The organism is Burkholderia perseverans (assembly GCF_022870505.1).
Classification (GTDB): Bacteria; Pseudomonadota; Gammaproteobacteria; order Burkholderiales; family Burkholderiaceae; genus Burkholderia; species Burkholderia plantarii.
The window spans coordinates 985,317-1,010,724 of record NZ_CP045093.1 but is presented as its reverse complement, the minus strand read 5'-3'; the positions used below and the strand labels follow the sequence as shown (position 1 = coordinate 1,010,724).

At 70.6% G+C, this 25,408-nt stretch carries 18 protein-coding genes and 2 pseudogenes; 10 read left to right on the top strand and 10 right to left on the bottom strand.

What is annotated here, in order from left to right:
- Nucleotides 1-144: 144 nt before the first annotated feature.
- A complete protein-coding gene (locus BpN12_RS04195) occupies nucleotides 145-1,593 on the top strand; it encodes a glycosyltransferase family protein (protein ID WP_246794052.1) in 1,449 nt (482 codons plus the stop codon).
- A gap of 258 nt (nucleotides 1,594-1,851) precedes the next feature.
- On the opposite strand, the gene BpN12_RS04190 is transcribed toward BpN12_RS04195, so the two are convergent.
- The 3 genes from BpN12_RS04190 to BpN12_RS04180 all read right to left on the bottom strand — a co-directional run bounded on the left by BpN12_RS04190 (nucleotide 1,852) and on the right by BpN12_RS04180 (nucleotide 3,344).
- Nucleotides 1,852-2,076, bottom strand: coding sequence for a hypothetical protein (locus BpN12_RS04190; protein WP_246794051.1), 225 nt, complete (start codon nucleotides 2,074-2,076; stop codon nucleotides 1,852-1,854).
- A gap of 534 nt (nucleotides 2,077-2,610) precedes the next feature.
- Complete coding sequence (infA, locus tag BpN12_RS04185) at nucleotides 2,611-2,877, bottom strand: translation initiation factor IF-1 (RefSeq protein WP_042627507.1); 267 nt, start codon at nucleotides 2,875-2,877, stop codon at nucleotides 2,611-2,613.
- A 263-nt stretch (nucleotides 2,878-3,140) separates the two neighbouring features.
- The gene (locus BpN12_RS04180) at nucleotides 3,141-3,344 is read right to left on the bottom strand and encodes a cold-shock protein (protein WP_015877559.1); all 204 of its coding nucleotides are present in this window, start codon (nucleotides 3,342-3,344) and stop codon (nucleotides 3,141-3,143) included.
- A 648-nt stretch (nucleotides 3,345-3,992) separates the two neighbouring features.
- On the opposite strand from BpN12_RS04180, the gene BpN12_RS04175 reads away from it, so the two are divergent.
- The 3 genes from BpN12_RS04175 to BpN12_RS04165 all read left to right on the top strand — a co-directional run bounded on the left by BpN12_RS04175 (nucleotide 3,993) and on the right by BpN12_RS04165 (nucleotide 6,599).
- On the top strand, nucleotides 3,993-4,268 hold the full coding sequence (locus BpN12_RS04175; RefSeq protein ID WP_246794050.1) for a hypothetical protein: 276 nt from the start codon (nucleotides 3,993-3,995) through the stop codon (nucleotides 4,266-4,268).
- A gap of 213 nt (nucleotides 4,269-4,481) precedes the next feature.
- Nucleotides 4,482-5,375 carry a LysR family transcriptional regulator gene (locus BpN12_RS04170; RefSeq protein ID WP_246794049.1) on the top strand — a complete coding sequence of 298 codons (894 nt, stop codon included), beginning with the start codon at nucleotides 4,482-4,484 and terminating at the stop codon, nucleotides 5,373-5,375.
- Between the two features lie 273 nt (nucleotides 5,376-5,648).
- On the top strand, nucleotides 5,649-6,599 hold the full coding sequence (locus BpN12_RS04165) for a dihydrodipicolinate synthase family protein (protein WP_246794048.1): 951 nt from the start codon (nucleotides 5,649-5,651) through the stop codon (nucleotides 6,597-6,599).
- On the opposite strand, the gene ggt is transcribed toward BpN12_RS04165, so the two are convergent.
- Nucleotides 6,580-8,313 carry a gamma-glutamyltransferase gene (ggt, locus tag BpN12_RS04160; RefSeq protein ID WP_246794047.1) on the bottom strand — a complete coding sequence of 578 codons (1,734 nt, stop codon included), beginning with the start codon at nucleotides 8,311-8,313 and terminating at the stop codon, nucleotides 6,580-6,582. The two genes, BpN12_RS04165 and ggt, sit on opposite strands and share 20 nt — an antisense overlap.
- 269 nt (nucleotides 8,314-8,582) lie before the next feature.
- Here ggt and BpN12_RS04155 point away from each other — a divergent pair, with 269 nt between their 5' ends.
- Nucleotides 8,583-9,101, top strand: coding sequence for a metal-dependent hydrolase (locus BpN12_RS04155; RefSeq protein WP_198254439.1), 519 nt, complete (start codon nucleotides 8,583-8,585; stop codon nucleotides 9,099-9,101).
- 109 nt (nucleotides 9,102-9,210) lie between these two features.
- Here the strand turns inward: BpN12_RS04155 and BpN12_RS04150 are convergent, their stop codons facing one another.
- The 3 genes from BpN12_RS04150 to BpN12_RS04140 form a co-directional block, all read right to left on the bottom strand.
- Nucleotides 9,211-9,837: a LysE family translocator gene (locus BpN12_RS04150; RefSeq protein ID WP_246794046.1), complete on the bottom strand. Its 627-nt coding sequence runs from the start codon at nucleotides 9,835-9,837 to the stop codon at nucleotides 9,211-9,213.
- 184 nt (nucleotides 9,838-10,021) lie between these two features.
- Complete coding sequence (locus BpN12_RS04145) at nucleotides 10,022-11,377, bottom strand: APC family permease (RefSeq protein ID WP_246794045.1); 1,356 nt, start codon at nucleotides 11,375-11,377, stop codon at nucleotides 10,022-10,024.
- Nucleotides 11,378-11,666: 289 nt separating this feature from the next.
- A complete protein-coding gene (locus BpN12_RS04140; RefSeq protein ID WP_246794044.1) occupies nucleotides 11,667-12,515 on the bottom strand; it encodes a carbon-nitrogen hydrolase family protein in 849 nt (282 codons plus the stop codon).
- Nucleotides 12,516-12,652: 137 nt separating this feature from the next.
- Between BpN12_RS04140 and BpN12_RS04135 the strand changes: the two genes are divergently transcribed.
- The 3 genes and pseudogenes from BpN12_RS04135 to BpN12_RS33430 form a co-directional block, all read left to right on the top strand.
- Complete coding sequence (locus BpN12_RS04135) at nucleotides 12,653-13,498, top strand: helix-turn-helix transcriptional regulator (RefSeq protein ID WP_246794043.1); 846 nt, start codon at nucleotides 12,653-12,655, stop codon at nucleotides 13,496-13,498.
- A gap of 335 nt (nucleotides 13,499-13,833) precedes the next feature.
- Nucleotides 13,834-15,813 (top strand): annotated as a pseudogene (locus BpN12_RS33435) (DEAD/DEAH box helicase); the annotation flags it as partial.
- Nucleotides 15,814-16,176: 363 nt separating this feature from the next.
- A pseudogene (locus tag BpN12_RS33430) lies at nucleotides 16,177-18,924 on the top strand (Lhr family helicase); the annotation flags it as partial.
- A 307-nt stretch (nucleotides 18,925-19,231) separates the two neighbouring features.
- Here BpN12_RS33430 and BpN12_RS04125 read toward each other — a convergent pair.
- Nucleotides 19,232-20,842 carry a methyl-accepting chemotaxis protein gene (locus tag BpN12_RS04125; protein WP_246794041.1) on the bottom strand — a complete coding sequence of 537 codons (1,611 nt, stop codon included), beginning with the start codon at nucleotides 20,840-20,842 and terminating at the stop codon, nucleotides 19,232-19,234.
- 349 nt (nucleotides 20,843-21,191) lie between these two features.
- On the opposite strand from BpN12_RS04125, the gene BpN12_RS04120 reads away from it, so the two are divergent.
- On the top strand, nucleotides 21,192-22,298 hold the full coding sequence (locus tag BpN12_RS04120; protein WP_246794040.1) for a GAF domain-containing protein: 1,107 nt from the start codon (nucleotides 21,192-21,194) through the stop codon (nucleotides 22,296-22,298).
- A gap of 15 nt (nucleotides 22,299-22,313) precedes the next feature.
- On the opposite strand, the gene BpN12_RS04115 is transcribed toward BpN12_RS04120, so the two are convergent.
- Entirely contained in the window at nucleotides 22,314-22,955 is a 642-nt protein-coding gene (locus BpN12_RS04115; protein ID WP_246794039.1) for an HD domain-containing protein, read from the bottom strand.
- Between the two features lie 173 nt (nucleotides 22,956-23,128).
- Between BpN12_RS04115 and BpN12_RS04110 the strand changes: the two genes are divergently transcribed.
- Entirely contained in the window at nucleotides 23,129-24,133 is a 1,005-nt protein-coding gene (locus BpN12_RS04110) for a GlxA family transcriptional regulator (RefSeq protein WP_246794038.1), read from the top strand.
- Nucleotides 24,134-24,283: 150 nt separating this feature from the next.
- Here the strand turns inward: BpN12_RS04110 and BpN12_RS04105 are convergent, their stop codons facing one another.
- Nucleotides 24,284-25,408 (bottom strand): MBL fold metallo-hydrolase, encoded by a 1,125-nt coding sequence (locus BpN12_RS04105; RefSeq protein ID WP_246794037.1) that lies wholly within the window; start codon nucleotides 25,406-25,408, stop codon nucleotides 24,284-24,286.

The following is a 25,408-nucleotide window of genomic DNA, read 5'->3' as shown; positions in this document are numbered from 1 at the left end:
CGTCAGCCGTTAGCCGTTAGCCGTTAGCCGTTAGCCGATGCTGCCATGCGCGCTGGCCCCGCGTCATGCATGGCGCCGGCCGTTCGCCGTCGGTCGCGGTCCGGGCCGGCATCCGGAACAACACGCTGCCCGAGCCCACGCCCCATGCGCCCGACTTCGACGCTCCCGCCCCATCCCTGGTTCGGCGTCCCGCTCGCCCGCCCCGCGCACGACGGCGGGATTCCGCCGTTCCTGCGCGAGATCTGCCGGCAACTGATCGTGCAGCGCCGCGAGGACGAGTTGCTGCCGTGGGCCGAGCGCGCGCTCGCGATCGATCCGGACGCCGTCGAGTTCATCGAGATGCGCGTCCGCGCCCTGTCGCTGGCGGGCCGCCACCGCGAGGCCGCCGACACGCTGCGCCGTCACGCGGCGCTTGCATCGCAGCGCGGGCGACTCGATGCGCGGCTCGGCCACGAACTGGCGATGGCCGGCGACCTAGACGGCGCGATCCGCCAGCTCGACGCGGCGCTGTTCCGGGCGACCGTCGAACGCGACCCCGCCACCGCCGCGCTGGCCGCGCACCGGCTCGGCGAGGCGCGGCTCCGGCTCGGCGAGCCGGCCGGCTTCCGGGGCTGGCTGCGGCGCGCCGAGGACCCGGCCTCGAGCGGCGGCTACCGCCCCGCCGGCATCGCGCCGTGGAGCGGCGGCGACCCGGCCGGCCGGCGCGTGCTGGTCACGCATCAGCTCGGCTTCGGCGACCAGTTGCTGATGCTCGCCTGCGCGCGCGACTGGCTGCATGCGGGCGCGCGGCTCATGATCACCTGCGATACGCCGCTGCTGTCGCTGGTGCGCGCGTCGCTGCCCGACTGCCGCGTGGTGGATGCGCCGCGCCCACTGACGACCGACGAGCCGCTGCCGGACTCGCTGCGCCGCGAGATCGCGGTGTTCGCGCCGGACCGGCACGCCACGCTCCTGCACCTGCCGCTGCTCGATGCGGCGCGCACGACCCCGCGCGCGCGTTTCGAGCCCTATCTGCGCGTACCGCCCGAGCGCGCACGGGCCGCGGCGCTGTGGGCGCGCCGGATGCGCGCCGCCGCGCCGGGCCGCAAGCTGGTGGGATTGTTTTACGACTGCTCGCAGCGCCACCGGCCCGAACTCGGCGCCGAGACACGCTGCTGGGCCGCGCGGCGCAGCCTGCCGCGCGCGGACGTCGAGCAGTGGGTGGCGAATCCGGTACTGGCCGCGCGCGTGCAGTTCGTGAGCCTCCACCATCCCGATGCCGAGGCGCTCGCCGGCGGCCTGCCGCACGGCATGCGCCGCTACGCGCCCGACATCGCCGACTTCGGCGACACGGCCGCCTGCATCCGCGAACTCGACGCGGTGATCGCCGTCGATTCGGTCGTCGCAAACCTGGCCGCACTGCTCGGCGCACGCACCTGCGTGGCCGTCAACGCGTCGGGAGACTGGCGCTGGGGCAACGGCGGACGCGGTACGCGCTGGCTGCCGGAGGCGGTCGTGCTGCGCCAGCGCGAAACGGGAGACTGGCGCCCCGTACTTGACGAACTGATGGACTGGCTGCTGGCCGAAATCGATCGAGAAGGTCGGACCAACTGATCGTGACCGTGCGCTGGATCGCGCGCGACGGTGCGTGATGGTCCGTGATGGCGTCGTGACACACAGCCGATGGCAGACCCACGGCATCGAGCCGTGCCGGCCGTCAGGTGCATCAGGAAAGGGGATGCGGCCGGCCTGAGTGCAGGCGCACGCGATCGTGATCGCAAACCACGCCAGCCACCCGCCACGACTCGCGAGCCCGATGGCATTGCACGCCGGCGGCAGGACGAGGCGAAAGAAGCGGAAGCGGACCGGGGTTCAGCCCCGCGCGTCGATCCAGTGGCGCGCGTAGCGGCTCGAATGGCGCAGCGCGGCTTCTTCGCTACCGAAATAGTCGAGCGAGTAGAACTCGTAGCACATCGGCCCGCCGCGCGGATCGACGCGCGTGAGCGTCAGGTTGGAGGAAAAGCAGCCGTCAGGCAGACGGTGGACCGAGGGGGCAACCGCGTATCCGCGATATTGTTTGATGTTGGCTTGTTGCATGATGAATTGAAATTGTCATGAGCATGGATCGGTAATGACACGGTCCGGCATGGCCGGTTGATCGTCAGGAATCCTGCCGTTATGGGCTCGCACCGCCGGCAATCCTGCGCGGCGGGCGGGGAAAATCCGGCCTGGGCCGGTGTCGCCCGGACGAGTCCGGGCAAAAAACGGGATGGGCAAGCGAAAAGCCGGCGCTCGCCGGCAAGCGAGCCATCGAAACGAATCGACGTGCAAATCGGCGAGCGAATCGGGGTGAAAGCACGCGAGCCGGCATCGCATGCGCGGGCTCGCTACGGCAACCTCGAGGTTCGGGGCGCGACGCTCACGTCGCCTTGCCACGATTCAAGAATACGACACGAATCCGTGTCGACTCGCGCTGCGTCAGCGTCGAGTTTGATCGAAACGGCCCACCCGTTTCAGGGGCCGCTTCGGCGGCTTCACCGTCGGTCGCGCCGCGGGCGGCGCGCCGTATCGTCGTCGTTGTCGGTGAAGCCGCGAGGCACATGCCGTGCCGCGCGTGGAACGATGCGCGACTCAGCGCCGGAAGGTACGCGCGCGCGGCGCGCTCGCTCCGGCACGTTCGTCCTTGTGACGATAGTTGATCCGGCCTTTGGTCAGATCGTAGGGCGAAAGTTCGAGCCGGACGCGATCGCCGGCAAGAATCCGGATATGGTTCTTGCGCAATCTTCCGGACGCGTAGGCGCCCACCACGACGCCGTTTTCGAGCGTCACGCGATAGCGGCTGTCGGGCAACACTTCCTCGACGACGCCGTCCAGTTCCAGCAGTTCTTCCTTCGCCAAATTGATCTCTCCGTTGACTGAATGAGGGCGGCACGGCGTGCAAACGCCAATGCCGCGCGAGGCGCGAAACCCGGCGCGACATGCGGCACCGGGTGCCGATCGATCGTGATCTTCAACGCTTGCCGGCCGGCGCAATCATGCCGGCGGGATGCTGCCGGGGCGCCCACTGCGGCGCCACCGTTTGAAAGCGATGCCAGGTGGCGGCATCGCCAAGGCATCGCGCGCTTGCCGCGCGATGCGATTTCAGAGCGGCTCGACGCGGCTCAGAGCGGCGTGATGTTGGCCGCTTGCAGGCCCTTCTGGCCGACCTTCGTCTCGAAGCTCACGCGCTGGCCTTCGGCCAGCGAACGGAAGCCGTCGCCGCGAATTTCGGAAAAATGGGCGAACAGGTCATCCTTGCCGTTGTCCGGCGAGATGAAACCAAAACCCTTGCTGTCGTTGAACCACTTGACGATACCGGTATCCATGATGCTCCTTTGAGTGAATGACGAACGAAGCTCCGCGCCCGCTCAGCAGGGTGCGAAAGATCAAGGAGGGAGAGGACAACGAATACCGCGGTCCGCGGTCAGTGATGAGCAGCAATCGCGCTTCTTGAAGACTTCAGCCGCAGACCTTACGCGCTGTTGTCGATTTGGTCAAGTTGTTTCGGTGCGTCGGGTGCTACGCATGGGTCCTACGCACGGGTCCGGATCAGGTTGAAAATCAGGCCGGAAATCGCGCTGGAAAATCGGGCCAAAAACCGTTCGGCACACCGCGCGAATGCGGTCGTGAATCGTCGTGACGGAGCCGCGCCGCCGCCGCGAGCTTGCCGCTGCGGTTCGCCGCGAGGCAACGCGCGCGTTGCATGTGCGAGCCGCATCGCGCGTGAGCCGAATCAAGCGAAAACCGCGTCGTCGAGCAATTTAAATCGCGGGAGATGACGGCAATCGGCGTATCATCATTTGGATCGTCAGGTCTCGATCATTCCGTCATCCTGACTGCAAGCCGCATCGATCGCAGCATTCAGGCATCCCTCCCGATCGACCTTCCGCACCCACGCAGCAAGCGCGTGCCGCGCCTGCACGTGGGATATCGCGTTCATCGCCTTACCGTCGCCTCACCGTCAGGAGCCAGACATGAGCATGCATCTGTACCGCGGCTTCGAGATCTACCCATTGATCTTTCCGCATTCCGGTGCGCAGGAAAACGCCGGCCGTTACAACGACAACGGCTTCGACGCCGCCGTGAAGATCTGCCTGCGCGACGCCGACACGACGCTCACCTTCAGCAACACGTTCAAGCTCAGCGAGACGTCGCCGTTCCCCAGCGCCGGTGCCGCGCGCCGTGCCTCGCTGCGCTACGCGGAAGACCTGATCGACCGGCACGACGGGCAGAACTGGATGCAATCCTGAGCGTTGCCCTCGCGTGACCGGCGCGCCTCATCGTGCCGCGTCGCCGCGCGATCCGTGCAGCGGCCCGCGAGCGTCGAACCCGCAAGATCGCACACCAGCCGACGCGCCCCGCTGCCCGCGTCGTCAAGACTCCCCTTCCCCACCCGCCCGGTGCCGGCGCGCCGAGGCCGGCGTAAAATTCCGGCACCCTGTTTCTCACGCGGTCGTGAACGGATGGAACTGAAACATCTCGGCGCCTTCGTCGCGCTCGCCGAAGAACTGCATTTCGGCCGAGCGGCCGAGCGCCTCTGCATCGTGCAGCCCGCGTTGAGCATGCAGATCAAGGCGCTCGAAACCGATCTCGGCGTGCGTCTGTTCGATCGCGACCGTCACAAGGTGGCGCTGACCGACGCGGGCCACCTGTTCCTGCCCGAGGCGCGCGCGACGCTCGAACAGGCTGCGCGCGCCGCGCAGGTGGCGCGGCTGTCGGCGCAGGGCGAGATCGGCACGCTGCGGCTCGGCTTCGTCTCGTCGGTACTGCCGAAGCTGCTGCCGACGCTGATCCGCACCATGCATGCGCGCTACCCGCGCATCGCGCTCGAACTGAAGGACATGCCGACGCCGGACCAGATCGCCGCGCTGCACGGCGGCACGCTCGACTTCGGCATCGCGCGGCTGCCGCTCGCCGCCAGCGGGCTGGCCTCGCGCGTGGTGATGGAGGAATCGTTCGTGGTGGCCGTGCCGGCCTCGCACGCGTTCGCGCAGCTGGCGCACATCGAGCCGGCGCAACTGCGCGGCCAGCCCGCGTTCGTGCTCGCGCGCCGCTACGCGCCCGGCTTCTTCGACGCGCTGCTGGTGGCGCTCGGCGCGCGCGAGGTCACGCTCGACATCGCGCGCGAACTCGGCGAATACACCACCATGCTCGCGCTCGTCGCGGCCGGCCTCGGCATCGGCCTGATCCCGGCCGAGGCGGCCGCGGCCGTGCCGCCGAACGTGGTCGCGCGACCGCTCGCGCTACCGTCGTATCGCGCGCCGCTCGGGCTGATCTGGGTCGACGACGGCAGCGCGCTGAAGCGCGTGTTCCTCGACGTGATCGAACGGGGCATCGCGAACGGCTGGGCGGCCTGAGCGGGCGTCGGCCGCTGTTTCCGAAGGCGGTCGAGCCGCGCGCCGAACACCGTTTGGCGGCCTGCCCCTCGTCCCATCTTTACGCGAGCCGCCCCGCTTTTTACGCGGTTTTGACGCGTGCCCCGCTACGCTGGACGACATCCTCGCTACCCGTCCGGGTCAACGTCCATCGCATGAACCACCGTCAGGCCGCCGCGCCGTCCGCCGTTCTTCCCCCACCGTCCCGTCCGCGCCCGCGCGGCTCCGCCGTCCGCCACGCCGGGAGGCACTGACATGCTCAAAGGCATCTGGATCCCGCTCGTCACGCCGTTTCGCGACGGCCGGCTCGACCTCGCCGCGCTCGAAGCGCTGACGGCCTCGTATCTCGACACCGGCATCGCCGGCTTCGTCGCGCTCGGCACCACGGCCGAGGCCGCGCTGCTCGACGACGCGGAACGCGCGGCCGCGCTGAAGGCCATCACCGGCGTCGCGGCCGGCCGGCTGCCCGTGTTCGTCGGCGTCGGCGGGATCGGCACGCGCGATTTCGTCGACGCGATCGACCGACTGGAGCTGCAGGACGTGGCCGGCTATCTCGTGCCGCCGCCGGCCTACCTCTGTCCGAGCCAGGCCGGCCTGCTCTGGCATTTCGGGCAGATCGCGGCGCGCACGCGGCGCCCCGTGATGCTCTACGACGTGCCGCATCGCTGCGGCGTGACGATCGAGCCGGCCACCGTCGCGCAACTCGCCTGTCATCCGAACCTGGTCGGCATCAAGGAATGCGTGCCGGCGCACTTCGAGGCCCTGCGCGCCGCCCCGCTCGAGGTGCTGTGCGGCACCGACGACGCGTTCGCCCGCTGTCTCGCGGCGGGCGGCGCGGGCGGCGTGCTGGCGAGCGCGCACGTCTGCGCCGACCTGTTCGTCGAGGTGCAGCAGCTTCACGAAGCCGGCCGCGTGACCGAGGCGCAGTCGCGCTTCGACGCGATGCTGCCGGTGCTGCGGCTGCTGTTCTCGGCGCCGAATCCGGCCGCGATCAAGGCGATGCTGTCATTCACGCACGGCATCACGGCCGAGGTGCGGATGCCGATCACGCCGGCTTCGTCGCCGCTCGTGACCGAGCTGCGGCGCGCGCAGGCCACGCTGGAGCGCCTGCGCGCCGAGCGGCCGGCGACGTTGCGCGAGGCGCCGGTGCAGGCCAACGCGGCGGCCAGCGCCGCGCCGGCACCGCTCAGCGAATCACGCGCGTGACGCCGCGCCCGCGCGGGTCGGCCGCCGCCTCGGGCGTGCTGCCGTCCACGCGGATCACCTGGATGTCGCCGCTGAAGTCCTGCCCCTTCAGCGTGTAGCCCTTCGCCTCGATCTGCTGCGCGAGCTCGCCCGTGATCGGGTGGTACGGCTCCCAGAAGATCGTGTTCGGCGGCAGCAGCTGGTGGTGGAAGCGGAACGCGCCGACGGCCTCCTTCAGCGGCAGGTCGAAATCGTAGACATTGGTGATCACCTGGAAGATCGAGGTGAAGATGCGCGAGCCGCCCGGCGTGCCGATCACGAGCGCGACCTTGCCGTCCTTGGTCAGGATCGTCGGCGACATCGACGAGAGCGGGCGCTTCTTCGGCCCGATCGCGTTCGCGTCGCTACCCACCACGCCGAACATGTTCGCCACGCCGGGCTTCGCGGAGAAGTCGTCCATCTCGTCGTTGAGCACGATGCCGGTGCCCTCGGCCACCACGCCCGAGCCGAAATAGCCGTTGATGGTGTAGGTGTTCGACACCGCGTTGCCCCACTTGTCGACCACCGAGAAGTGCGTGGTCTCGGCCTTCTCCGGCATGCTGGTGCCGAGCCCCGGTTGCACGCTCTTCGTATCGGACGGCGCGTCGGGGTTCACCTCGGCCGCGCGTTTGGCGAGATAGGCATCGTCGATCAGCTGCGCCACCGGCACCTTGTAGAAGTCGGGGTCGCCCAGATACTGCGCGCGATCGGCGAACACGCGCTTCTCGATCTCGGCGACCAGATGGACGTACTGCGCCGAGTTCAGCGGCACGCCCTTGAAGTCGGCCGCGCGGTCGGCCTTCATCTTCAGCAGCTGCACGAGGCCCACGCCGCCCGAGCTGGGCGGCGGCGCCGTGATCACGCGATAGCCGTTCCAGCCGGCTTCCACGGGCTGGCGCCAGACGGCGCGGTACTGCGCGAGATCCTCGGTGGTGATCAGGCCGTCGCCGGGCTGCATCGCGGCGGCGATCTTCGCGGCGGTCGGGCCTTCGTAGAAGCCCTTCGCGCCCTGCGCCGAGATCCGTTGCAGCACGGCGGCCAGATCGGGCTGGCGGAACGTCTGGCCGGCCTTCATCGCGCCGAAGAAGCGGTCGAAGTTGGTCTTGCCGCCGAACTCCTTCGACGCGTCGTCGCGGCGCTGCGCGAGCTGCTCGTCCACCACGAAGCCGTCCTTCGCGTAGTGGATCGCGGGCGCCAGCACCTGCCGCCAGCTCAGCCTGCCGAAGCGCTTCTGTGCTTCCCACATGCCGGCCACGGTGCCCGGCACGCCCACCGCGCGCGGCCCATATAGGCTCATGCCCTGGATCACGTTGCCGTCCTTGTCGAGGTACATGTCGCGGGTGGCCGCGAGCGGCGCGCGCTCGCGATAGTCGAGGAAGTAGGGTTTGCCGCCGACGAACAGCGTCATGAACCCGCCGCCGCCGATGTTGCCGGCCTCGGGATAGGTGACGGCCAGCGTGAAGGCGATCGCGACCGCGGCGTCCACCGCGTTGCCGCCTTCCTTGAAGATGGCCTGGGCCGCATCGGCGCTGTATTGATCGGCAACCGCCACGGCTGACGCTGTTAGTTGCGCATGCAACGAAGTCTTGGCGAGCGCGGGCGCGGCGGGCACGAAACCGGCGGCAGCAGCGCCGAAGCAGGCCGCGGCGGCGGAAATCCTGAAACGATGAAGCGTGGCATGAAGCGTGACGATCATTGCGCATCCCTCATGAAGTGTCATTGGTGGGCTGAAGCAAGGCCGATTTGCGCTTATAGCATGATCCGGCACGCGAAAACAAAACAACGCGGTGCATGATGCACTGCAACTTTCGGTGCATGTGGCAAGGCTCGCGGCGGTTCGGCGGCGTTATCGGCCGATGCGGACAACAGCGAAATATTCGCTGCCGGACGTATCGCGGCGCGTGCCGATCTGAGAAGATGGCGCCCCTGATTTTTGCAGCGCAACCTTCGCCGCCCTCGTTCCGCATGGCATCACACAACGCTCATCGTGCGACCGGCTGGGCCGCCGGCCTGATCGCCGCCGCGCTGGTCTGGCAGGCGGGTGCCGCCGGGCCGTGGCATGCCGGCAGCCTGGCCGCGTTCGTTGGCGGGGTGGCGGGCGGCACCGCGCCGGACTGGCTCGAGGTGGCATGGTGGACGCGCCGGCGACGCCTCTGGATCAAGCATCGCACCGCGACGCACTGGGGGCTCGGCTGGCTCGCGCTGCTGTGGTTCGCGGACCGCTCGCTGCGCGCGCTGCATCCGTGGGCGCCGCCGCTGTTCGGCTTCGCCTGCGGCGGCCTCATGCACCTGCTCGCCGACTGGCCGAATCCGCTCGGCGTGCCGTGGATCCTGCAGCGGCATTCGCTGAACTGGTGGAAGAGCGGGCGCTGCGACCTGATCGTGGTCACGCTCGCGTGGGTGGGGGCGTTATGGGTCGCGCAGGCCGCGTGGCAGCGCGATGCGCTGCTCGAACACTGGCTGAGATGGCTGAGGATGGTGTGACCGGCGCCGGGGCGGCAGACGGTGCGGACAACGTGATGCGACAGCGGCCGGCGCGCCCGCAGGGAACGGCGCCGGCCGTATGCGGGCCTTCGAGCGGCCCGCCGGCCGCCTAGCGGCTCTGCGCGGCGACCTTGAGCCCGAGCCCGATCAGCAGCGTGCCGATCAGCTTGCCCTGCAGGCGGCGCAGCGCCGGCAGCCGGCCGAGCAGATGGCGCAGCGGCCGCAGCGCCATGACCAGCAGCACGGTATAGAGCGCGCCGCCCACCGCGAACACGAGGCCGAGTTCAAGGCATTGCAGGAACGCCTGACCGCGTTCCGGATGCACGAACTGCGGCAGGAACGCGATGAAGAACAGCGCCGTCTTCGGATTCAGCAGCTCGGTGACCACTGCCTGCAGGCAGGCGCGCATCGGCGTGACGCCGGCCAGCTCGGGCAGCCGCGCGTCGCCGGCCGGCTCGCGCCAGGCGCGCCAGCCGAGATAGAACAGATACGCGGCGCCCACGTACTTGACCGCGTTGAAGGCCAGCGCCGAGGTCATCAGCAGCGCCGAGAGGCCGGCCGCCGCCGCGATGGTATGCAGGAAATCGCCGATCGCCACGCCGATGCTCGTCATCACGCCGGCGCGGCGCCCGCCCTGCGCGGTGCGCGACAGCACCAGCAGCACCGCCGGCCCCGGCACCAGGAACAGCCCCACCATGATCACGACGAACGTGCCGAGCGTCTGCAGATCCACCACTTGCGTCTCCTTGTCATACGAACCGGCCGGCCTCGTGCGGGCCGGCCGCGCATCACGCGAGCGTCGATTGTAAAGCGGCGGAAAACGGCTTGCAGCGCGTCAATAATCGAGGCGGCGGCGGCCCGGCGCGAGCGGCGTGAGCGGCGCGACGCGGCGGCTTTCGCCGGGACGCGCCGCCAGCGCCTCAGACCGCGATTTCAGGCGGCGCCTGCCGGAAGCCGCGCGTCAGCCAGCCGAGATAGACGAGCCCGAGCACGAACCAGATCGCGCCGAGCACGAGCGCCGATTTCTCGAGGCTCACCAGCAGCCAGACGTCGGCGATCGCGCCGAGCGCCGGGAACAGCAGCCCGCCGATCGGCCCGAAGCGTCGCTGCGCCGGCGGCGTGGTCAGGTACTGGCGCATCACGCAGAGATTGACGGCCGTGAACGCGAGGAACGCGCCGAAGTTGATGAACGAAGTGGAGGTGGCCACGTCGAGCTTCAGCGCGATCAGCCCGACCACGCCGGCGAGCGCGATGTTGAGCGCCGGCGTCTGGAAGCGCGGGTGGATGTAGCCGAAGATCCGGCGCGGCAGCACCTCGTCGCGGCCCATCGCGTAGAGCAGCCGGCCGACGCTGGCCTGCGCCGAGATCCCGGAGGCGAACTGCGCGAGGATCAGCCCGGCGAGGAACACCGACACGAACAGGTCGCCGCCCACCTTCTTCGCGATTTCGAACGCGGCCGAATCGGGATCCTTGAACACGGCGCCCGGATGCGCGAGCTGCAGCGTGTAGGCCGCGATCACGAAGATCGCGCCGCCGATCAGCGCGATCAGCACGATCGCGCGCGGAATCGTCTTCTCGGGGTTGACGGTTTCCTCGGTCAGCGTCGAGACGGCGTCGAAGCCGAGATACGAATACGCGGCGATCGCGGCGCCGGCCATGGTGGCCGACAGCGGCACCCTGGCGTTGAAGAACGGCTGCGCGGCGGCCAGCCCGCCCGGCCCCGCCGCGGCCAGCGCGTAGTGGCAGCACAGCACCACGAACAGCGCGACGATCACGAGCTGTACCAGCATCAGCACGATGTTGAAGCGGTTCGCGAGCTCGATGCCGAGGATGTTCAGCGCGCTGGTCAGCACGATGAACGCGACGATCCAGAGCCACGCCGGAATCGACGGGAACGCCGCGCCCAGATAGGCCGCGCCGATCAGCCAGATCACCATCGGCAGGAAGAAATAATCGAGCAGCGTGGCCCAGCCGATCAGGAAACCCAGGTGCGCGTTGAAGGTCTTGCGCGTGTAGGTGTAGGCCGAGCCCGCCACCGGGAACAGCCGCGCGAGCTTGCCGTAGCTGAGCGCGGTGAACACGATCGCGATCAGCGCGAGCAGGTAGGCGAGCGCGGCCGTGTCCCGGCTCGCGCCGGCCAGCACGCCGTAGGTGCCGTAGACGATCAGCGGGGCCATGTAGGCGAGGCCGAACAGCAGCACGGACGGCAGGCCGAGCGCGCGCTTCAGGTGCGGCGCGTGTCCGGCCGCGGGCCGCGACGGGGAGGATTGAGTCATGGTCGGGTCTCCTGTGAACGCGCGAGGCGCGTCCGAACGCAAAACACCAGGTTGCACGGTGCCGCGCCGCGTGACGGCGCAGCCAAGTCGGCACGCTGGGTCGCCGCGGCGGCGGCATGGAGGATCAGGGTGGGTACGACGAAAACGGACTGCGAAAAGCAAACTACGACGAACTGCGACGAACCGTGGAAAACAAAAAGCGAAACGATGCAATACCCGCGGCGGATCACTTGCGCCGGCGCGCCCGGCGGTGCTCCGCGATGAGCACGCCGGGGCGGGCGCGCGCCGCTCAGCGCGCGCGGATCACGCGGCCGCGTCCGTCGAACGGCGCGGCCGGCGCCGCCGCGGCGTCCTGCGGGTCGTCCTCGAGCACGAGGCCCACGCGCGCATCGTGCAGATAGCTGTAGTGCTCGCGGCTCGCGGCGAGCAGCGCCGGATCGAGCGTCACGCCAAGCACCGCGTCCTCGCCGCGCAGCTCGGCCAGCACGTCGCCCGACGGACCGATCAGCGCCGACTCGCCGGGGAAGCTCAGGTTGTCGTCGCCGTCGCCGATCCGGTTCACGAGCGCCGCGAACATCTGGTTCTCCATCGCGCGCGCGACGATCGCGCGACGATGCACGGGGCCGAACGGGTCCATGTTGCCGTTGGTCACGATCAACAGGTCGGCGCCGAGCGAGGCGATGGCGCGCGCCGTCTCCGGGAACTCGATGTCGTAGCAGATCAGGAGGCCCACCGTCAGGCCGTTGAATTCGCAGACGGCGTAGCGATCGCCGGGTTCGAACACGCCGACGTCGGACGCCCAGAGGTGGGTCTTCCGGTAGCGCAGCGCGATCTCGCCGCGCGCGTCGATCAGCAGCGTGGTGTTGAAGCAGCGCTCGCCGTCGCGCTCCGCGAAGCCCACCGCCACGCCCACGCCGGCCGCGCGGGCGGCCTCGCGCACCGCGGCGATCGACGGGCCGTCGATGGCCTCGGCCACGTCGCGCACGTTCTCGCGCGTCGGGAAGCCCGTCAGCGTGGTCTCGGGGAAGACGATCAGGTCGGTGCCGGCGCGCCGCGCGCGGATCACCTCGGTCACGCGGGCCAGGTTCGGTGCGACGTTGCCGTCCACGACCGGAATCTGGGCGAGTTCGATTTGCATTGCTTGCCTCCAGTATGGCGGGCCGATAGACTCGCGCTCGCATTTCGCCGGCCGCTCGGGCCGCGGCGTGGCGCTATTATCGGGACGTTATTTTTGTCCAGGAATTCCCCACCTGGGTTACCACGATCGGAGGACACATGGAACTCGACTGGCAGGATCTCGCGTTCCACCATCACGTCGCGACGCTGATCGACGCGATCGACAGCGCCGATTTCTGGACCCGCCTCGCCCGCGTGCTGCAGCGCTTCGCGCCGTTCGACAACTGGGTCGGGCTGCTGTTCGCGCGCGATCGCGCGCCGCTCGTGTGCGCCGAATCGCCGACGCCGGACGGCACCGTCGACCAGATGTTCCAGAGCTACCTCGGCGCGCTCTACCAGCTCGACCCGTTCTACATCGCCGCCTGCGAGCGGCCCGCCTCGGGGCTCGTCACGCTCGAATCGGTCGCGCCCGACAACTTCAGGATGACCGATTATTACCAGCGCTATTTCAAGCGCAACATCATCGGCGACGAGGTGCAGTTCAATCATGCGATCGACGCCGGCCACACGCTGATCTTCTCGCTCGGCGCGACGCGCCGCTACGGCGAGCGCGATCTCGCCACCTTCGCGCTGGTGACGCCGTGGGTGATCGCGCTGATGCGCCAGCGCCTGCCTTACGAAACCTTTACCGGCGGCAGCGCGCAAGGCGCCGCGGCCGGCCCGGTGGAGGCCGTCGATGCCGCCGCCGCGGTGGCCGCGCGCGACGAGGCCGGCTACGTCGAGCATTTCGATCGCGTCGTGCAGCAGCGCGGGCACGCGCCGCTGACCGCGCGCGAGGTGGAAGTGGTGCGGCTCGGCCTGAGCGGATTCTCGACGCGCGCGATCGCCGAGCGGCTGACGATCTCGTTCGAGACCGTGCGCGCGCACAAGAAACATATCTACGCGAAGCTCGGCGTCAGTTCGCAGTCGGAGCTGTTCGCGCTGTTCTACGAACCGGGGCGCTGAGCGGGCGGCCCGGACACCGCGCCGGGCGTGGGCGGCGCGGACAATGCCCGGCGTGGTTGCGTGATTTCGTGCGATGCGTGCGGCGCAGCAAACCGGCGTCGAGCCAGCCGGCCATTCGGCGTGGCCGCGATTGCGATCGGCGCGCCCGTCCCCATCTCGTGAAGGTGCCCGCGGGCGGCCCGCCTCGTATCCGGACCGCTCGCGATCTGTCCCGAATCGTCCCGATCCGGCCCCCGGCAAACGCCTCGCGGGTCTGGCACACTGGACGCCAACCTTCATCGCGCGCCACGCTCATCCCCTTGTCCGATCCGTCGCCCGTACCCGTTGCCATTTCGATGGACGCCACCGCCGCCCTCCCGGCCGCCGCGCCGCTCGCCGCGTTCCATCCGGCCGTCGCCGGCTGGTTCTCGCGAACGTTCAGCGCGCCCACCGACGCGCAGGCGCGCGCCTGGCCGCTGATCAAGGCCGGCCGCTCGACGCTGGTGGCCGCGCCCACCGGCTCGGGCAAGACGCTCACGGCATTCCTTTGCGCGATCGACGATCTGGTGCGCGACGCGCTCGCCCACGACGGCATGCTGCCCGACGAGACGCTGGTGGTGTACGTGTCGCCGCTCAAGGCGCTGTCGAACGACATCCGCGTGAATCTGGACGCGCCGCTGGCCGGCATCGCGCACGAACTCGCGCGGCGCGGCCTGCCGGTGCCCGAGATCCGCACCGCCGTGCGCACCGGCGACACCACGCAGGCCGAACGCAGCGCGCTGCGCAAGCGCGCGCCGCATATCCTCGTGACCACGCCCGAGTCGCTGTACGTGCTGCTGTCGTCGGAATCGGGGCGGCGCATGCTCTCGACGGTGCGCACCGCGATCGTCGACGAGATCCACGCGCTGGCCGGCAACAAGCGCGGCAGCCATCTGTCGCTGACGCTCGAACGGCTCGACGCGCTGGCGGGCCGGCCGCTGCCGCGCATCGGGCTGTCGGCGACGCAGCGGCCGATCAGGCTGGTCGCGCGATTCCTGGTGGGCGGCAAGGATGCGGTGGACGACGCCGCCAGCGGCGACGCGAACGCCTCGACGAACGCGCTCGCACCCGACGCCGCGCGCGCCGATGCATCCGGTGAATCCCCGGCAGCGGGCAAACGTCCACGCCAACGCAAACGCGCGGCGGGTGCCGATCCGGTCGCCACGACTGAACCCACGCCATCGACCACGGCGGCCTCGCCCGCCGACTGCGCGATCGTCGACGTCGGTCACGCGCGCGAGCGCGATCTCGCGCTCGAACTGCCGCCCGTGCCGCTCGAGCCGGTGATGGCCAACGACGTCTGGGAACGTGTCTACGACCGCATCGCCGAGCTGGCGGCCGGGCATCGCACGACGCTCGTGTTCGTCAACACGCGGCGCATGGCCGAGCGGCTCGCGCGCCATCTCGGCGAGCGGCTCGGCCACGACGTGATCGCCGCGCATCACGGCAGCCTCGCCAAGGAATACCGCTTCGACGCCGAGCAGCGCCTCAAGCACGGCAAGCTGAAGCTGCTCGTCGCCACCGCCTCGCTCGAACTCGGCATCGACATCGGCGACGTCGAGCTGGTCTGCCAGATCGGCTCGCCGCGCGGCATCGCGCCGTTCCTGCAGCGCGTCGGGCGCTCGGGCCACCATGTCGGCGGCACGCCGAAGGGGCGCCTGTTCCCGCTGTCGCGCGACGAGCTGGTGGAGTGCGCGGCGCTGCTCGACTGCGTGGCGCGCGGCGAACTCGACCGGCTGCGCGTGCCGCGCGCGCCGCTCGACGTGCTCGCGCAACAGATCGTGGCCGAGGTGGTCTGCGCCGAATGGGACGAGACCGAACTCTGGCGGCGCTTCACGCACGCCGCGCCCTATGCGGACCTGTCGCGCGAGCGCTTCGACGAGGTGCTGGCGATGCTGGCCGACGGCTTCTCGAACCGGCGCGGCGCGCGCCGCGCCTACCTGCATCGCGACAGCAGCACCGGCACCGTGCGTGCCAAACGCGGCGCGCGGCTGACCGCCGTGACCTCGGGCGGCACGATCCCCGACAGCGCCGACTACTCGGTGCTGCTCGAACCGCAGGGGACGCAGATCGGCACCGTCAACGAGGATTTCGCGGTGGAGAGCCTGGCCGGCGACGTGTTCCAGCTCGGCAACCAGTCGTACCGGATCCTGCGCGTGGAGACGGGCCGCGTGCGCGTGGAGGATGCGCGCGGGCAGGCGCCGAACATCCCGTTCTGGCTCGGCGAGGCGCCGGGGCGCAGCGACGAGCTGTCGGTCGGCGTGGCGCGGTTGCGCGCGCAGATCGACGCGCTGCTCGAACAGGGCGAACTCGACGCGGCGGGGCCGGCGGCGTCGCGCGCGATCGATGCGGCGCGTGCGGGGATGAAGGCGGGTGTGAAGGCGAATCCAACAACGTCGACGGACGTGGCACGCGACGCGGCTGGTGACGGCGGCGCGGCATCGGCGGCCGATCCGGCAAACGCCGCTGGCGCCGACAAGGCCATCGGCGCGCCGGCCTCGGCCCAGCCAGCGAATGCCGGCAAACGCGGGAAGGCCGCGCCGGCGACGCAGGCCGCAAACGCAAGCCGCACGAGCCGCGCAACGGCACCAAGCCAGGCCCCGGCCCTGGCCGACACCAACGCCCTCTCCGACACCCCACGCGACCTCGCCCCAAGCCGCCTCGCCCCCGCGCTCGCCTGGCTCACCGGCACGCTCGGCCTGGCGCCGGAAGCCGCGCGCCAGATCGTCGAGTACCTTGCGCGCGCGCGTTCCGCGCTCGGCGCGCTGCCGACCCAGCACACGCTCGTGATGGAGCGCTTCTTCGACGAATCGGGCGGCACCCAGCTGGTGATCCACTCGCCGTTCGGCAACCGCGTCAACCGCGCCTGGGGGCTCGCGCTACGCAAGCGCTTCTGCCGCGCGTTCAACTTCGAGCTGCAGGCGGCCGCCACCGACGACGCGATCATCCTCTCGCTGTCGCTCGCGCACAGCTTCGTGCTGTCCGACGTCTGGCGCTACCTGCGCACCGCCACGGCCGAGCACGTGCTGGTGCAGGCGCTGCTCGACGCGCCGCTGTTCGGCGTGCGCTGGCGCTGGAACGCCACCACCTCGCTCGCGCTGCCGCGCTATACGGGTGGCCGACGCACCGCGCCGCAACTGCAGCGCATGAAGAGCGAGGACCTGCTCGCGACGGTGTTCCCCGATCAGGTGGCCTGCGCCGAGAACCTCGTCGGCGAGCGCGAGGTGCCAAGCCATCCGCTCGTCGACCAGACGCTCGACGACTGCCTGCACGAAGCGCTCGACACCGAGGGCTGGCTCGCGCTGCTCGCGCGCATCGAGGCCGGCGAGATCGAGCTGATCGCGCGCGACCTGCCGGCGCCCTCGCCGCTCGCCGCCGAGATCCTCAACGCCAAGCCCTATGCGTTCCTCGACGACGCGCCGCTCGAGGAGCGCCGTACCCAGGCCGTGCTCGCGCGCCGCTGGACCGATCCCGAATCGGCCGACGATCTCGGCGCGCTCGATGCCGACGCGATCGCCGCCGTGCGCGAGGAAGCGTGGCCGGCCGTGCGCGACGCCGACGAAGTCCATGACGCGCTGGTGAGCCTGGCCTGCGTATCCGACGAGGAAGCGCGCCGGCACGACGGCTGGCTCGCGGCGCTGACGAAGCTGGCGGCCGGCAGGCGCGTGGCCGCGCTGCGGCTCGCCGACGGCCGCGCGCTGTGGCTCGGCGCCGAACGCGCGGCCTGCCTGCGCGCGCTGCATCCGGAGGCGCGCCTCGAACCGGCGCTCGCCGCGCCGAAGCGCGCCGAACCGTCATGGACGGCCGAGGCCGCGCTGATCGACGTGATCCGCGCGCGGCTGACCGGCTTCGGGCCGCTGCCGGTCGCCGCGATCGCCGCGCCGCTCGGGCTGCCGGATGCCGCCGTCGAGGCCGCGTTGATCGCGCTCGAAAGCGAGGGCTACGTGATGCGCGGACGCTTCACGCCGGGCACCCTCGCCGAGGAATGGTGCGAGCGCCATCTGCTCGCGCGGATTCATCGCTATACGGTCAAGCGCCTGCGCCGCGAGATCGAGCCCGTGGAGCGCGCCGATTTCATGCGCTTCCTGTTCCACTGGCAGCACGTGAGCGCCGACACGCGCGGCATGGGCCGCGAGGCGCTGGCCGCCGTGATCGAACAGCTCGAAGGCTTCGAGGCCGCCGCCGGCGCGTGGGAAGACGACCTGCTGCCGGCACGTGTGGCCGACTACGCGACGGGCGGCATCGACGAGCTGTGCCGTTCGGGCCGCGTCGTCTGGACCCGCATCGCGCCGCCGTCGCCGGCCCGGGCAGCGGGCACGCAGGCGGCCACGCGCGCGGCGGCCTCGGCATCGGGCGACCGCCTGCTCGCGCAGCTGGCCGACAAGGACGCGGGTGGCACCGGTGGCGCGAACGGCCCGCGTACCGCCACCGCCGCCGCGAAAACCTCGGGCGGCCCCGTGAAGACCACGCCGATCGTGCTGCTGCCGCGCCGCAACGTCGGCGCCTGGCAGGCGCTGCACGACGAGCGCGCGCAGCCGGCGCTGTCGGCGCGCGCGCAAAAGGTCCACGACGCGCTGGCCGCGCACGGCGCGATGTTCTTCGACGAACTCGTCGACGACGCGCGCCTGCTGCCCGTCGAACTCGAGCAGGCGCTCGGCGAACTCGTCGCGGCGGGCCGCGTGAACGCCGACAGCTTCGCCGGGCTGCGCGCGCTGCTGCGGCCCGCCGTCAAGCGCAGCGCCTACTACTCGCCGCGCACGCGCCGCGGCGGCGCGCTGATCGGCGGCATGGACGACGCCGGGCGCTGGGCGCTGGTGCGGCGGCCGGTGCGGATGACGGCTGCGGCTGACGATGCGCAGGCCGGCGCGTTCGCGGCGGACGGCGGCGGCATCGACGGCGGCGACGATCGCGCGGTCACACCGCCGCCTTCGACCGGTTCGGCCGCGGCGCCGCGCGAGGCGCTCGAACACATCGCCTGGACGCTGCTGCGCCGCTACGGCGTGGTGTTCTGGCGGCTGCTCGAACGCGAGGCCGCGTGGCTGCCGTCGTGGCGCGAGCTGCTGCGCGTGTACCAGCGGCTGGAGGCGCGCGGCGAGATTCGCGGCGGACGGTTCGTGGCGGGGCTCGCGGGCGAGCAGTTCGCGCTGCCCGAGGCGATCCCGGTGCTGCGCGAGGTGCGCCGGCAGCCGGCCGACGGACAATGGACCGTGGTCAGCGGCGCCGATCCGCTGAACCTGGCCGGCACGCTGCTGCCGGGCCGCAAGGTGCCGGCGCTGGCCGGCAATCGCGTGCTCTATCGCGACGGCGCGGCAGTGGCCGCGCTGGTCGGCGGCGAGTTCGTCTACGAGGACACGCTGCCTGCGGCCGAACACGAGACGGCGCGCCTGAAGCTCGCGCGGCGGCGCTGAGGGCCGGGCCGGTCGCACCTGCGGATGAGATGGCGAGGGCCGGCCGCCACGCCTACATCGGCCGCCCGGCGCAGGCACGGGCGGCATCGAACGCCTGAGCCGTCGATCCGCCACGCGCGGCGATGCCCGGCGCCATGTGACAACACCTGGCACCGCCTGACACCATCTGACACCACGCGAAAGCCGGCTCGCCGGCACCGACGTCAGCCGCCCATCGCGCACCACCGCCCCCTTGCCTCGCACCCCGCCAAACGGAAACGCCGGGCGCGAAGCCCGGCGTTTCCCGATGCCGATCGTCAGCCGGCGATCACACGGCGGCCAGCACAAACGAGCGCGAGGCTGCTCCCGTCGCGTACCCCGCGTGCGTGCTGCCGCCCGTCAGGCGGAATACCGACACCGCGTCGCCGAGCGCCGCCGACTGTTCGTCGAGCGACTGCGCCGCCGCAGCCGCCTCCTCGACGAGCGCCGCGTTCTGCTGCGTGACCGCATCCATCTGCGTGACGGCCTGGTTGATCTGCTCGATGCCGCGCGCCTGCTCGTCGGACGCCGCCGAGATCTCGGCGACGATGTCGGCGACGCGGCGGATCGCCTCGCGCACGTGGCCCATCTTCTCGCTGACGTGGTTCGCCTGACCGGCGCCGCCTTCGATCAGCGTGACCGACGACGCGATCAGCTCCTTGATCTCCTTCGCCGCCGAGGCCGAACGCTGGGCAAGCGTGCGCACTTCGCTCGCCACCACCGCGAAGCCGCGGCCCTGCTCGCCGGCGCGCGCCGCTTCCACCGCCGCGTTCAGCGCGAGGATGTTGGTCTGGAACGCGATGCCCTCGATCGTGCCGGTGATCTCGGAGATCTTGCCCGAGCTGCCGCTGATCTGCAGGATCGTGTCGACCATCTCGCGCATCGCGTGGCTGTTGTCCTCGGCGAGGCTGGTCGCGTTGTTGGCGAGGCCGTTGGCCTGACGCGCGTTGTCGGCGTTCTGCTTCACCGTCTCGGTCAGCTCGGTCATGCTGGAAGCCGTTTCCTCCAGCGAGGCCGCCTGCTCCTCGGTGCGCGACGACAGGTCGAGGTTGCCGGTCGCGATTTCCTTCGAGGCGTGCGACACCGACGACGCGCTGGTCTGGATGCGGCGCACCGTTTGCGCGAGCTGCCCGTCCATCTGCGCGAGCGAATGCATCAGTTCGCCGAATTCACCGCGGTAGCGGTTGTCGATGGGCGCCTCGAGGCGGCCTTCGGCGATCGTGTTGGCCACCGCGATCGCGCTCGCGAGCGGACGTGTGATCGCACGCAGCAGGTAAAGCGACGCGAACACCGCCACCAGCACGCCGGCCACCACCAGGCAGATCGCGATCACGAGCGCGGTGCGCACGCTGGAGGCGGCCGCCGAGGTGAACTCCCCGGCCTGCTCGTCGTTGATCTCGATGTCGCTCTTGACCTGGCCGATCATGTCGCTCGCGACCTGGTTGAGCTGGTCCGCGAGCGGCGCCGCGCCGTCGTAGTTGCCGGCCTCGAACATCGTGGCAGCCTGCGCCGCGAGCTGGCGGAACTGCGGCATCGCCGCGTCGATCTTGTCGGCCACCGCGCGTTCGCGATCGGACGACACCGCGGCCGGGTAGTACTGCGGCCAGACCTTGGCAATGCGATTGACCGTTTTCCGGATCGATTCGATCGCCTGGCGGTTCTTGTCGGCATCACGCTGCAGCTGGATGCGGCTGATCTGCAGGCGCACGTCGATCGCGCCGGCACGCACGTCGCCGAGGCTGCGGATCGGCTTCACGGTGGTGGTGTATTCGTCACCGACCATACGATCGAGCCGCGAGATGGTCAGGGCGCCGAACAGGCCGACGGCGGCGATGATCAGCACGCAGACGGCCATCGCCGCCACAATCTTGAAACGAACAGTGTGATGCATGCTGCTCACGGGAAAATCTCCTCATCTGGCGGCCCGGTATGGCCAATCAAGCGGCGGTCGCGGGCGGCGCGTTCGTTGGGGAATTCGCGCTGCCCGTTCAGGCGCGATTACGGCGCCGCCCTCATCGAACTTTAATTTTTTCCATTTTTATGGACGACACCGGAAAAAATTACGTGCATTGGCCAGCGATTCAACCAGGAAGCAGGCCGGAACAGCGTATCGCGCCACCTGTCGCGGCGCCCGGCCGGCCTCACGCCGAGACCCGCGCCGTCGTTTTTTTCATATTTATGAAGCGCCGTTGCAGGATGGCGCGGCGGCGCGTATCGTCGCCGCCAGACCGGCAACCACAACAACACGAATGAGTGATCCGATACTCACCACCCGAGAGGCCGCCCATCTGCTGGGCGTTTCGATCCGCACCGTGCAGACGTGGATCGAGCAGAACGTCATCGAATCCTGGAAGACGCCCGGCGGCCACCGGCGCGTGCGGCGCAGCCGCGTGATCGAACTGCGCGAGCGCATGGCGCTGCGCGCGCCGCCCGTGGCCGCGCCGGTTCTCGTGATCGCCGGCCCGGCGCTGGCGCGCCGCGCCGAGGCCGCGCTCGACACGCTGCCCGGGCTGCGCGTGACGAGCGTGGACGACCCGCTCTCGGGGCTGATCGAGGCCGGCCACCGGTTGCCGGCGGCGATCGTGATCGAACTGGCGCGCGGCGACTGGGAACGCATCGCGCTGCTGCGCCGCCTGCTGGCCGCGGACGCGCTCGCCCGGACGCGGATCGTGGTGATCACCGAGATTGGCGCCGGCCCGTTGCGCATCGATCTGGGCGAGGCGAACCGCGTGAAGGTACTCGCGCCCGACGTCGAGCCGGACGCACTGCGCGCGGCGGTGGCGCCGGACGCGGCATCGGCTGCCGCCGCAACCGACGACGTCGGGGCCACGCCGCCCGACCACCCGCTACCGCACGACGAGGCCGCGCGGCTGCACGCCGTGGCGCGCAGCCAGCTCGCGGACACGCCCGCGCACGAGGCGTTCGACACCGTCACCGCGCTGGCCGCCCGGCTGTTCGACACGCCGCTCGCGCTGATCACGCTGCTCACGCGCGACCGGCAATGGTTCAAGGCGCGCCACGGGCTGCCGCTACCGGCCGGGACGCCGCGCGCCTGGGCGTTCTGCAATCACACGATCCTGCAGCCGGAGCCGCTGGTGGTGGAGGACGCCGCCGCGGACCCACGCTTCGCGGCCAACCCGCTGGTGGCGGGCGCCCCCGGCCTGCGCTTCTACGCCGGCGCCACGCTGCGCGACTACGAGGGTTACGCGCTCGGCGCGCTGTGCGTGCTCGACCTGAAGCCGCGGCGCCTCGAGCAGCCGCAGCGCGACACGCTGCGGCTGCTCGCCGGACTCGTCTCCGACCGCATCAACCTCGCCACCCGCAGCCGCCAGCTGCGCTGGGCCGGACATCACTGAACACGCGCGCCGCGCTCAGCCCTTCCAGGCCGAGCAGCGAATCACCGAGCAGAAATTGCCGGCATGGAAATGCGGCTCCTTGTCGGCGATCACGTCGGCCTTCACGTTGCCGAACGTGGTGTCGGGCTTGTGGCGGATGCCGTCGTAGAACGCCTGGATGATGTCTTCCTTGAAGTGCTCGGGGCGCGGATGCGCGTGCGTGACGGCCTCGCGCTCGTGGTCGTCGTACTCGTGATAGGTCAGGCCGAGCACGTCCATCTCCACGCCGGCCGTCACCAGCGCGATCACCGGATGCATGTGCTGCGGAATGCCCGGCGTGGTGTGCAGCGCGATCGCGGTCCACACCAGGTCGATGTCGTGCTGCGCGATGCCGCGCTGGCGCAGGAACTCGCGCGCCGCGTTCGCGCCGTCCACCTCGAAGCGCTCGTGCGCGCTGCTGTGCGACGGCATCAGCCCGACGTCATGGAACATCGCGCCCGCGTAGAGCAGCTCGGGATCGAACGTCAGGCCGCGCTTGCGGCCGGCCATCGCGCCGAAATAGAACACGCGGCTCGAATGATGAAACAGCAGCGGGCTTTCGGTATCCCGCACGAATTCGGTGATTTCCCGCGCGAGACGGCTGTCGGGGACGACGATGCCACCCATGTCGACACTCATGATCTTCTCCTGGTAAGGACTTCGGGATTCATTCTCGCGCTCGCCGGGACTGGCATCAATCGATGTGATGCGCCAATTCCTGCCAAATCGCGTACCATTCGGACAGGGCGTCCGGACCGCGCGCGAACCGCGCCGGCCAGCGCATTGGCAAGCGGTTTGACAAGGGGATGTCCATGAGCCGGACGAGCGTCAGAACCATCGCGATCCTGGCCGTGCCGGGCGTGCAGCTGCTCGACGTGAGCGGGCCGCTCGACGTGTTCGCGCAGGCGAACCTCGAGGCCGGCCGCGAGGCGTACCGGCTGCTCGTGCTCGCCTGTGAGCCGGGCTACATCGTCAGTTCGTCGGGGGTGCGGCTCGTGCCGGACGGGGTGGTGGGCGTGGTCGGGCAGGCGCTGCCCGAGCTGCATACGCTGCTCGTCGCGGGCGCGCCCGGCATCGCCGCCGCGGGCCAGGCCGGCGGCGCGGGCGTGCCGGCCGCGGTGCCGGCCTGGCTGCGCGAGGCGGTGCGGCAGTGCCGGCGCTTCGGCTCGGTCTGCACCGGCGCGCTGGTGCTGGCCGACGCGGGGCTGCTGGACGGGCGGCGAGCGACCACGCACTGGGCCTCGGTGGCGGCGCTGGCCGAGCGCTGCCCGAGCGCGACGATCGAGGCCGACGCGCTCTACGTGCGCGACGGCCGGCTGCGCACCGCGGCCGGCGTGACGGCCGGGCTCGATCTGGCGCTCGCGCTGGTGGAGGAGGATCTTGGCCGCGAGATCGCGAAACGCGTGGCGAGCCAGCTCGTGATGTTCTTCAAGCGCCCGGGCGGGCAGCTGCAGTTCAGCCGCAACGGCCAGACGCAGCCGGCCGGGCGCTCGGTGCTGCAGGACGTGCAGCGCTGGGTGGCCGCGCAGCCGGGGCTCGATCACAGCGTGACGAATCTGGCCGAACGCACCGGGCTGAGCCCGCGCCATTTCGCGCGGCTGTTCCATGCCGAGGTCGGCGTCACGCCGGCCGCCTGGGTCGAGCTGGCGCGCGTGAACGCGGCACGCGAGTTGATCGAGACGGCCGGCGACACGCCCAAGCAGGTGGCCGCCAAATGCGGCTTCGCGAATGCCGACGTACTGCGCCGCGCGTTCGCCAAGCATGTCGGGGTCACGCCGGCCGAGTACCGGAAACGGTATCGGCGGGAAGAACGGTAGCGAGCGTGGGCTGGCGAAAAGATCCGGAGTCCCGATCAAATGCGAGCGAAGCGGGAGCGGTCAGGCATGCCCTACTGATACGCGTCACCGCGCGTTCACGCCAACCGGATTGCCCCGCCCGGCTCAACCAATCGAAGCAAGGCGACAGCCTCAGGCCCCCGACGCATCCTCGCGGCCGCAGCGCCAGCCGCGCTGGCGCGCGGGCTTCACCGGCGCATCGGCCACGGCGCGCCACCAGCGCTCGCCGCGATGCGGCGCCTGCAGATCGAGCCGCTCGCCCATGCGCGGCGTGGCGAGCGGAATTCCGCGCGCGGCGGTGAGCCCGAACACGCGCTCGAACGGCTCCTGCCAGCGGTGCATCGCCAGATCGAACGTGCCGTTGTGGACCGGCACGAGCCAGCGGCCACGCAGGTCCACGTGGGCCTGTACGGTCTGCTCGGGCTGCATGTGGACGTAGGGCCATTGCGCGTCGTAGGCCCCCGTCTCCAGCAGCGTCACGTCGAACGGGCCGAGGCGCTCGCCGATCTCGCGGAAGCCGTCGAAATAGCCGGTGTCGCCGCTGAAGAACACGCGCAGGTCGCCGTCGACGATGGTCCACGACGCCCACAGCGTGCGATCGCCGTCGAACAGGCTGCGCCCCGAGAAATGCTGCGCGGGCGTGGCCGTGAACGCGATGCCGTCGAGTTCGGTGCCCTGCCACCAGTCGAACTGGCGCACCTTCGCCGCGTCGATGCCCCATTCGATCAGCCGCTCGCCGACGCCGAGCGGCGTCAGGAACACATCGGTGGTGGCCGCGAGCGCGAGCACCGTCTCGCGGTCGAGGTGATCGTAGTGATCGTGCGAGAGGATCACGCCGGCCAGCGGCGGCAGGTCCGCCAGCGCGATCGGCGGCGCATGGAAGCGCTTCGGGCCGAAGCGCCGGAACGGCGAGGCGCGCTCGGCGAACACCGGATCGGTCAGCCAGAAGCGGCCGCGCAGCTTCAGCAGCATGGTGGAGTGGCCGAGCCGGAACAGGCTGCGATCGGGCGCGGCCTCGAGTTCGGCGCGCGTCAGCGCGTCCACCGGCAGCGCGGCGGCCGGCGCCGTGCCGCCCGGCTTGTTGACGAGCACGTTCCAGGCGATCGACAGCATCTTGCCGGCCCCTTCCGCCGGGCGCGGCCGCACGTTGCGGAAGCGCTCGCCGTCGTGCTGCGGCGACGCCGCCGCCCACGCCTGCGAGCGTCGCGCGGCGGCCGTGCCGAGCATGCGGCTGAACCAGCGGGTCGGGGAGGTCAT

Bases quoted from the DNA above. Each gene is read 5' to 3' on its own strand.
- BpN12_RS04195 (WP_246794052.1), top strand. From the start codon at position 145: ATGCGCCCGACTTCGACGCTCCCGCCCCATCCCTGGTTCGGCGTCCCG.
- BpN12_RS04190 (WP_246794051.1), bottom strand. From the start codon at position 2,076: ATGCAACAAGCCAACATCAAACAATATCGCGGATACGCGGTTGCCCCC.
- BpN12_RS04180 (WP_015877559.1), bottom strand. From the start codon at position 3,344: ATGGATACCGGTATCGTCAAGTGGTTCAACGACAGCAAGGGTTTTGGT.
- BpN12_RS04175 (WP_246794050.1), top strand. From the start codon at position 3,993: ATGAGCATGCATCTGTACCGCGGCTTCGAGATCTACCCATTGATCTTT.
- BpN12_RS04170 (WP_246794049.1), top strand. From the start codon at position 4,482: ATGGAACTGAAACATCTCGGCGCCTTCGTCGCGCTCGCCGAAGAACTG.
- BpN12_RS04165 (WP_246794048.1), top strand. From the start codon at position 5,649: ATGCTCAAAGGCATCTGGATCCCGCTCGTCACGCCGTTTCGCGACGGC.
- ggt (WP_246794047.1), bottom strand. From the start codon at position 8,313: ATGATCGTCACGCTTCATGCCACGCTTCATCGTTTCAGGATTTCCGCC.
- BpN12_RS04155 (WP_198254439.1), top strand. From the start codon at position 8,583: ATGGCATCACACAACGCTCATCGTGCGACCGGCTGGGCCGCCGGCCTG.
- BpN12_RS04145 (WP_246794045.1), bottom strand. From the start codon at position 11,377: ATGACTCAATCCTCCCCGTCGCGGCCCGCGGCCGGACACGCGCCGCAC.
- BpN12_RS04140 (WP_246794044.1), bottom strand. From the start codon at position 12,515: ATGCAAATCGAACTCGCCCAGATTCCGGTCGTGGACGGCAACGTCGCA.
- BpN12_RS04135 (WP_246794043.1), top strand. From the start codon at position 12,653: ATGGAACTCGACTGGCAGGATCTCGCGTTCCACCATCACGTCGCGACG.
- BpN12_RS04120 (WP_246794040.1), top strand. From the start codon at position 21,192: ATGAGTGATCCGATACTCACCACCCGAGAGGCCGCCCATCTGCTGGGC.
- BpN12_RS04115 (WP_246794039.1), bottom strand. From the start codon at position 22,955: ATGAGTGTCGACATGGGTGGCATCGTCGTCCCCGACAGCCGTCTCGCG.
- BpN12_RS04110 (WP_246794038.1), top strand. From the start codon at position 23,129: ATGAGCCGGACGAGCGTCAGAACCATCGCGATCCTGGCCGTGCCGGGC.
- BpN12_RS04105 (WP_246794037.1), bottom strand. From the start codon at position 25,408: ATGACCTCCCCGACCCGCTGGTTCAGCCGCATGCTCGGCACGGCCGCC.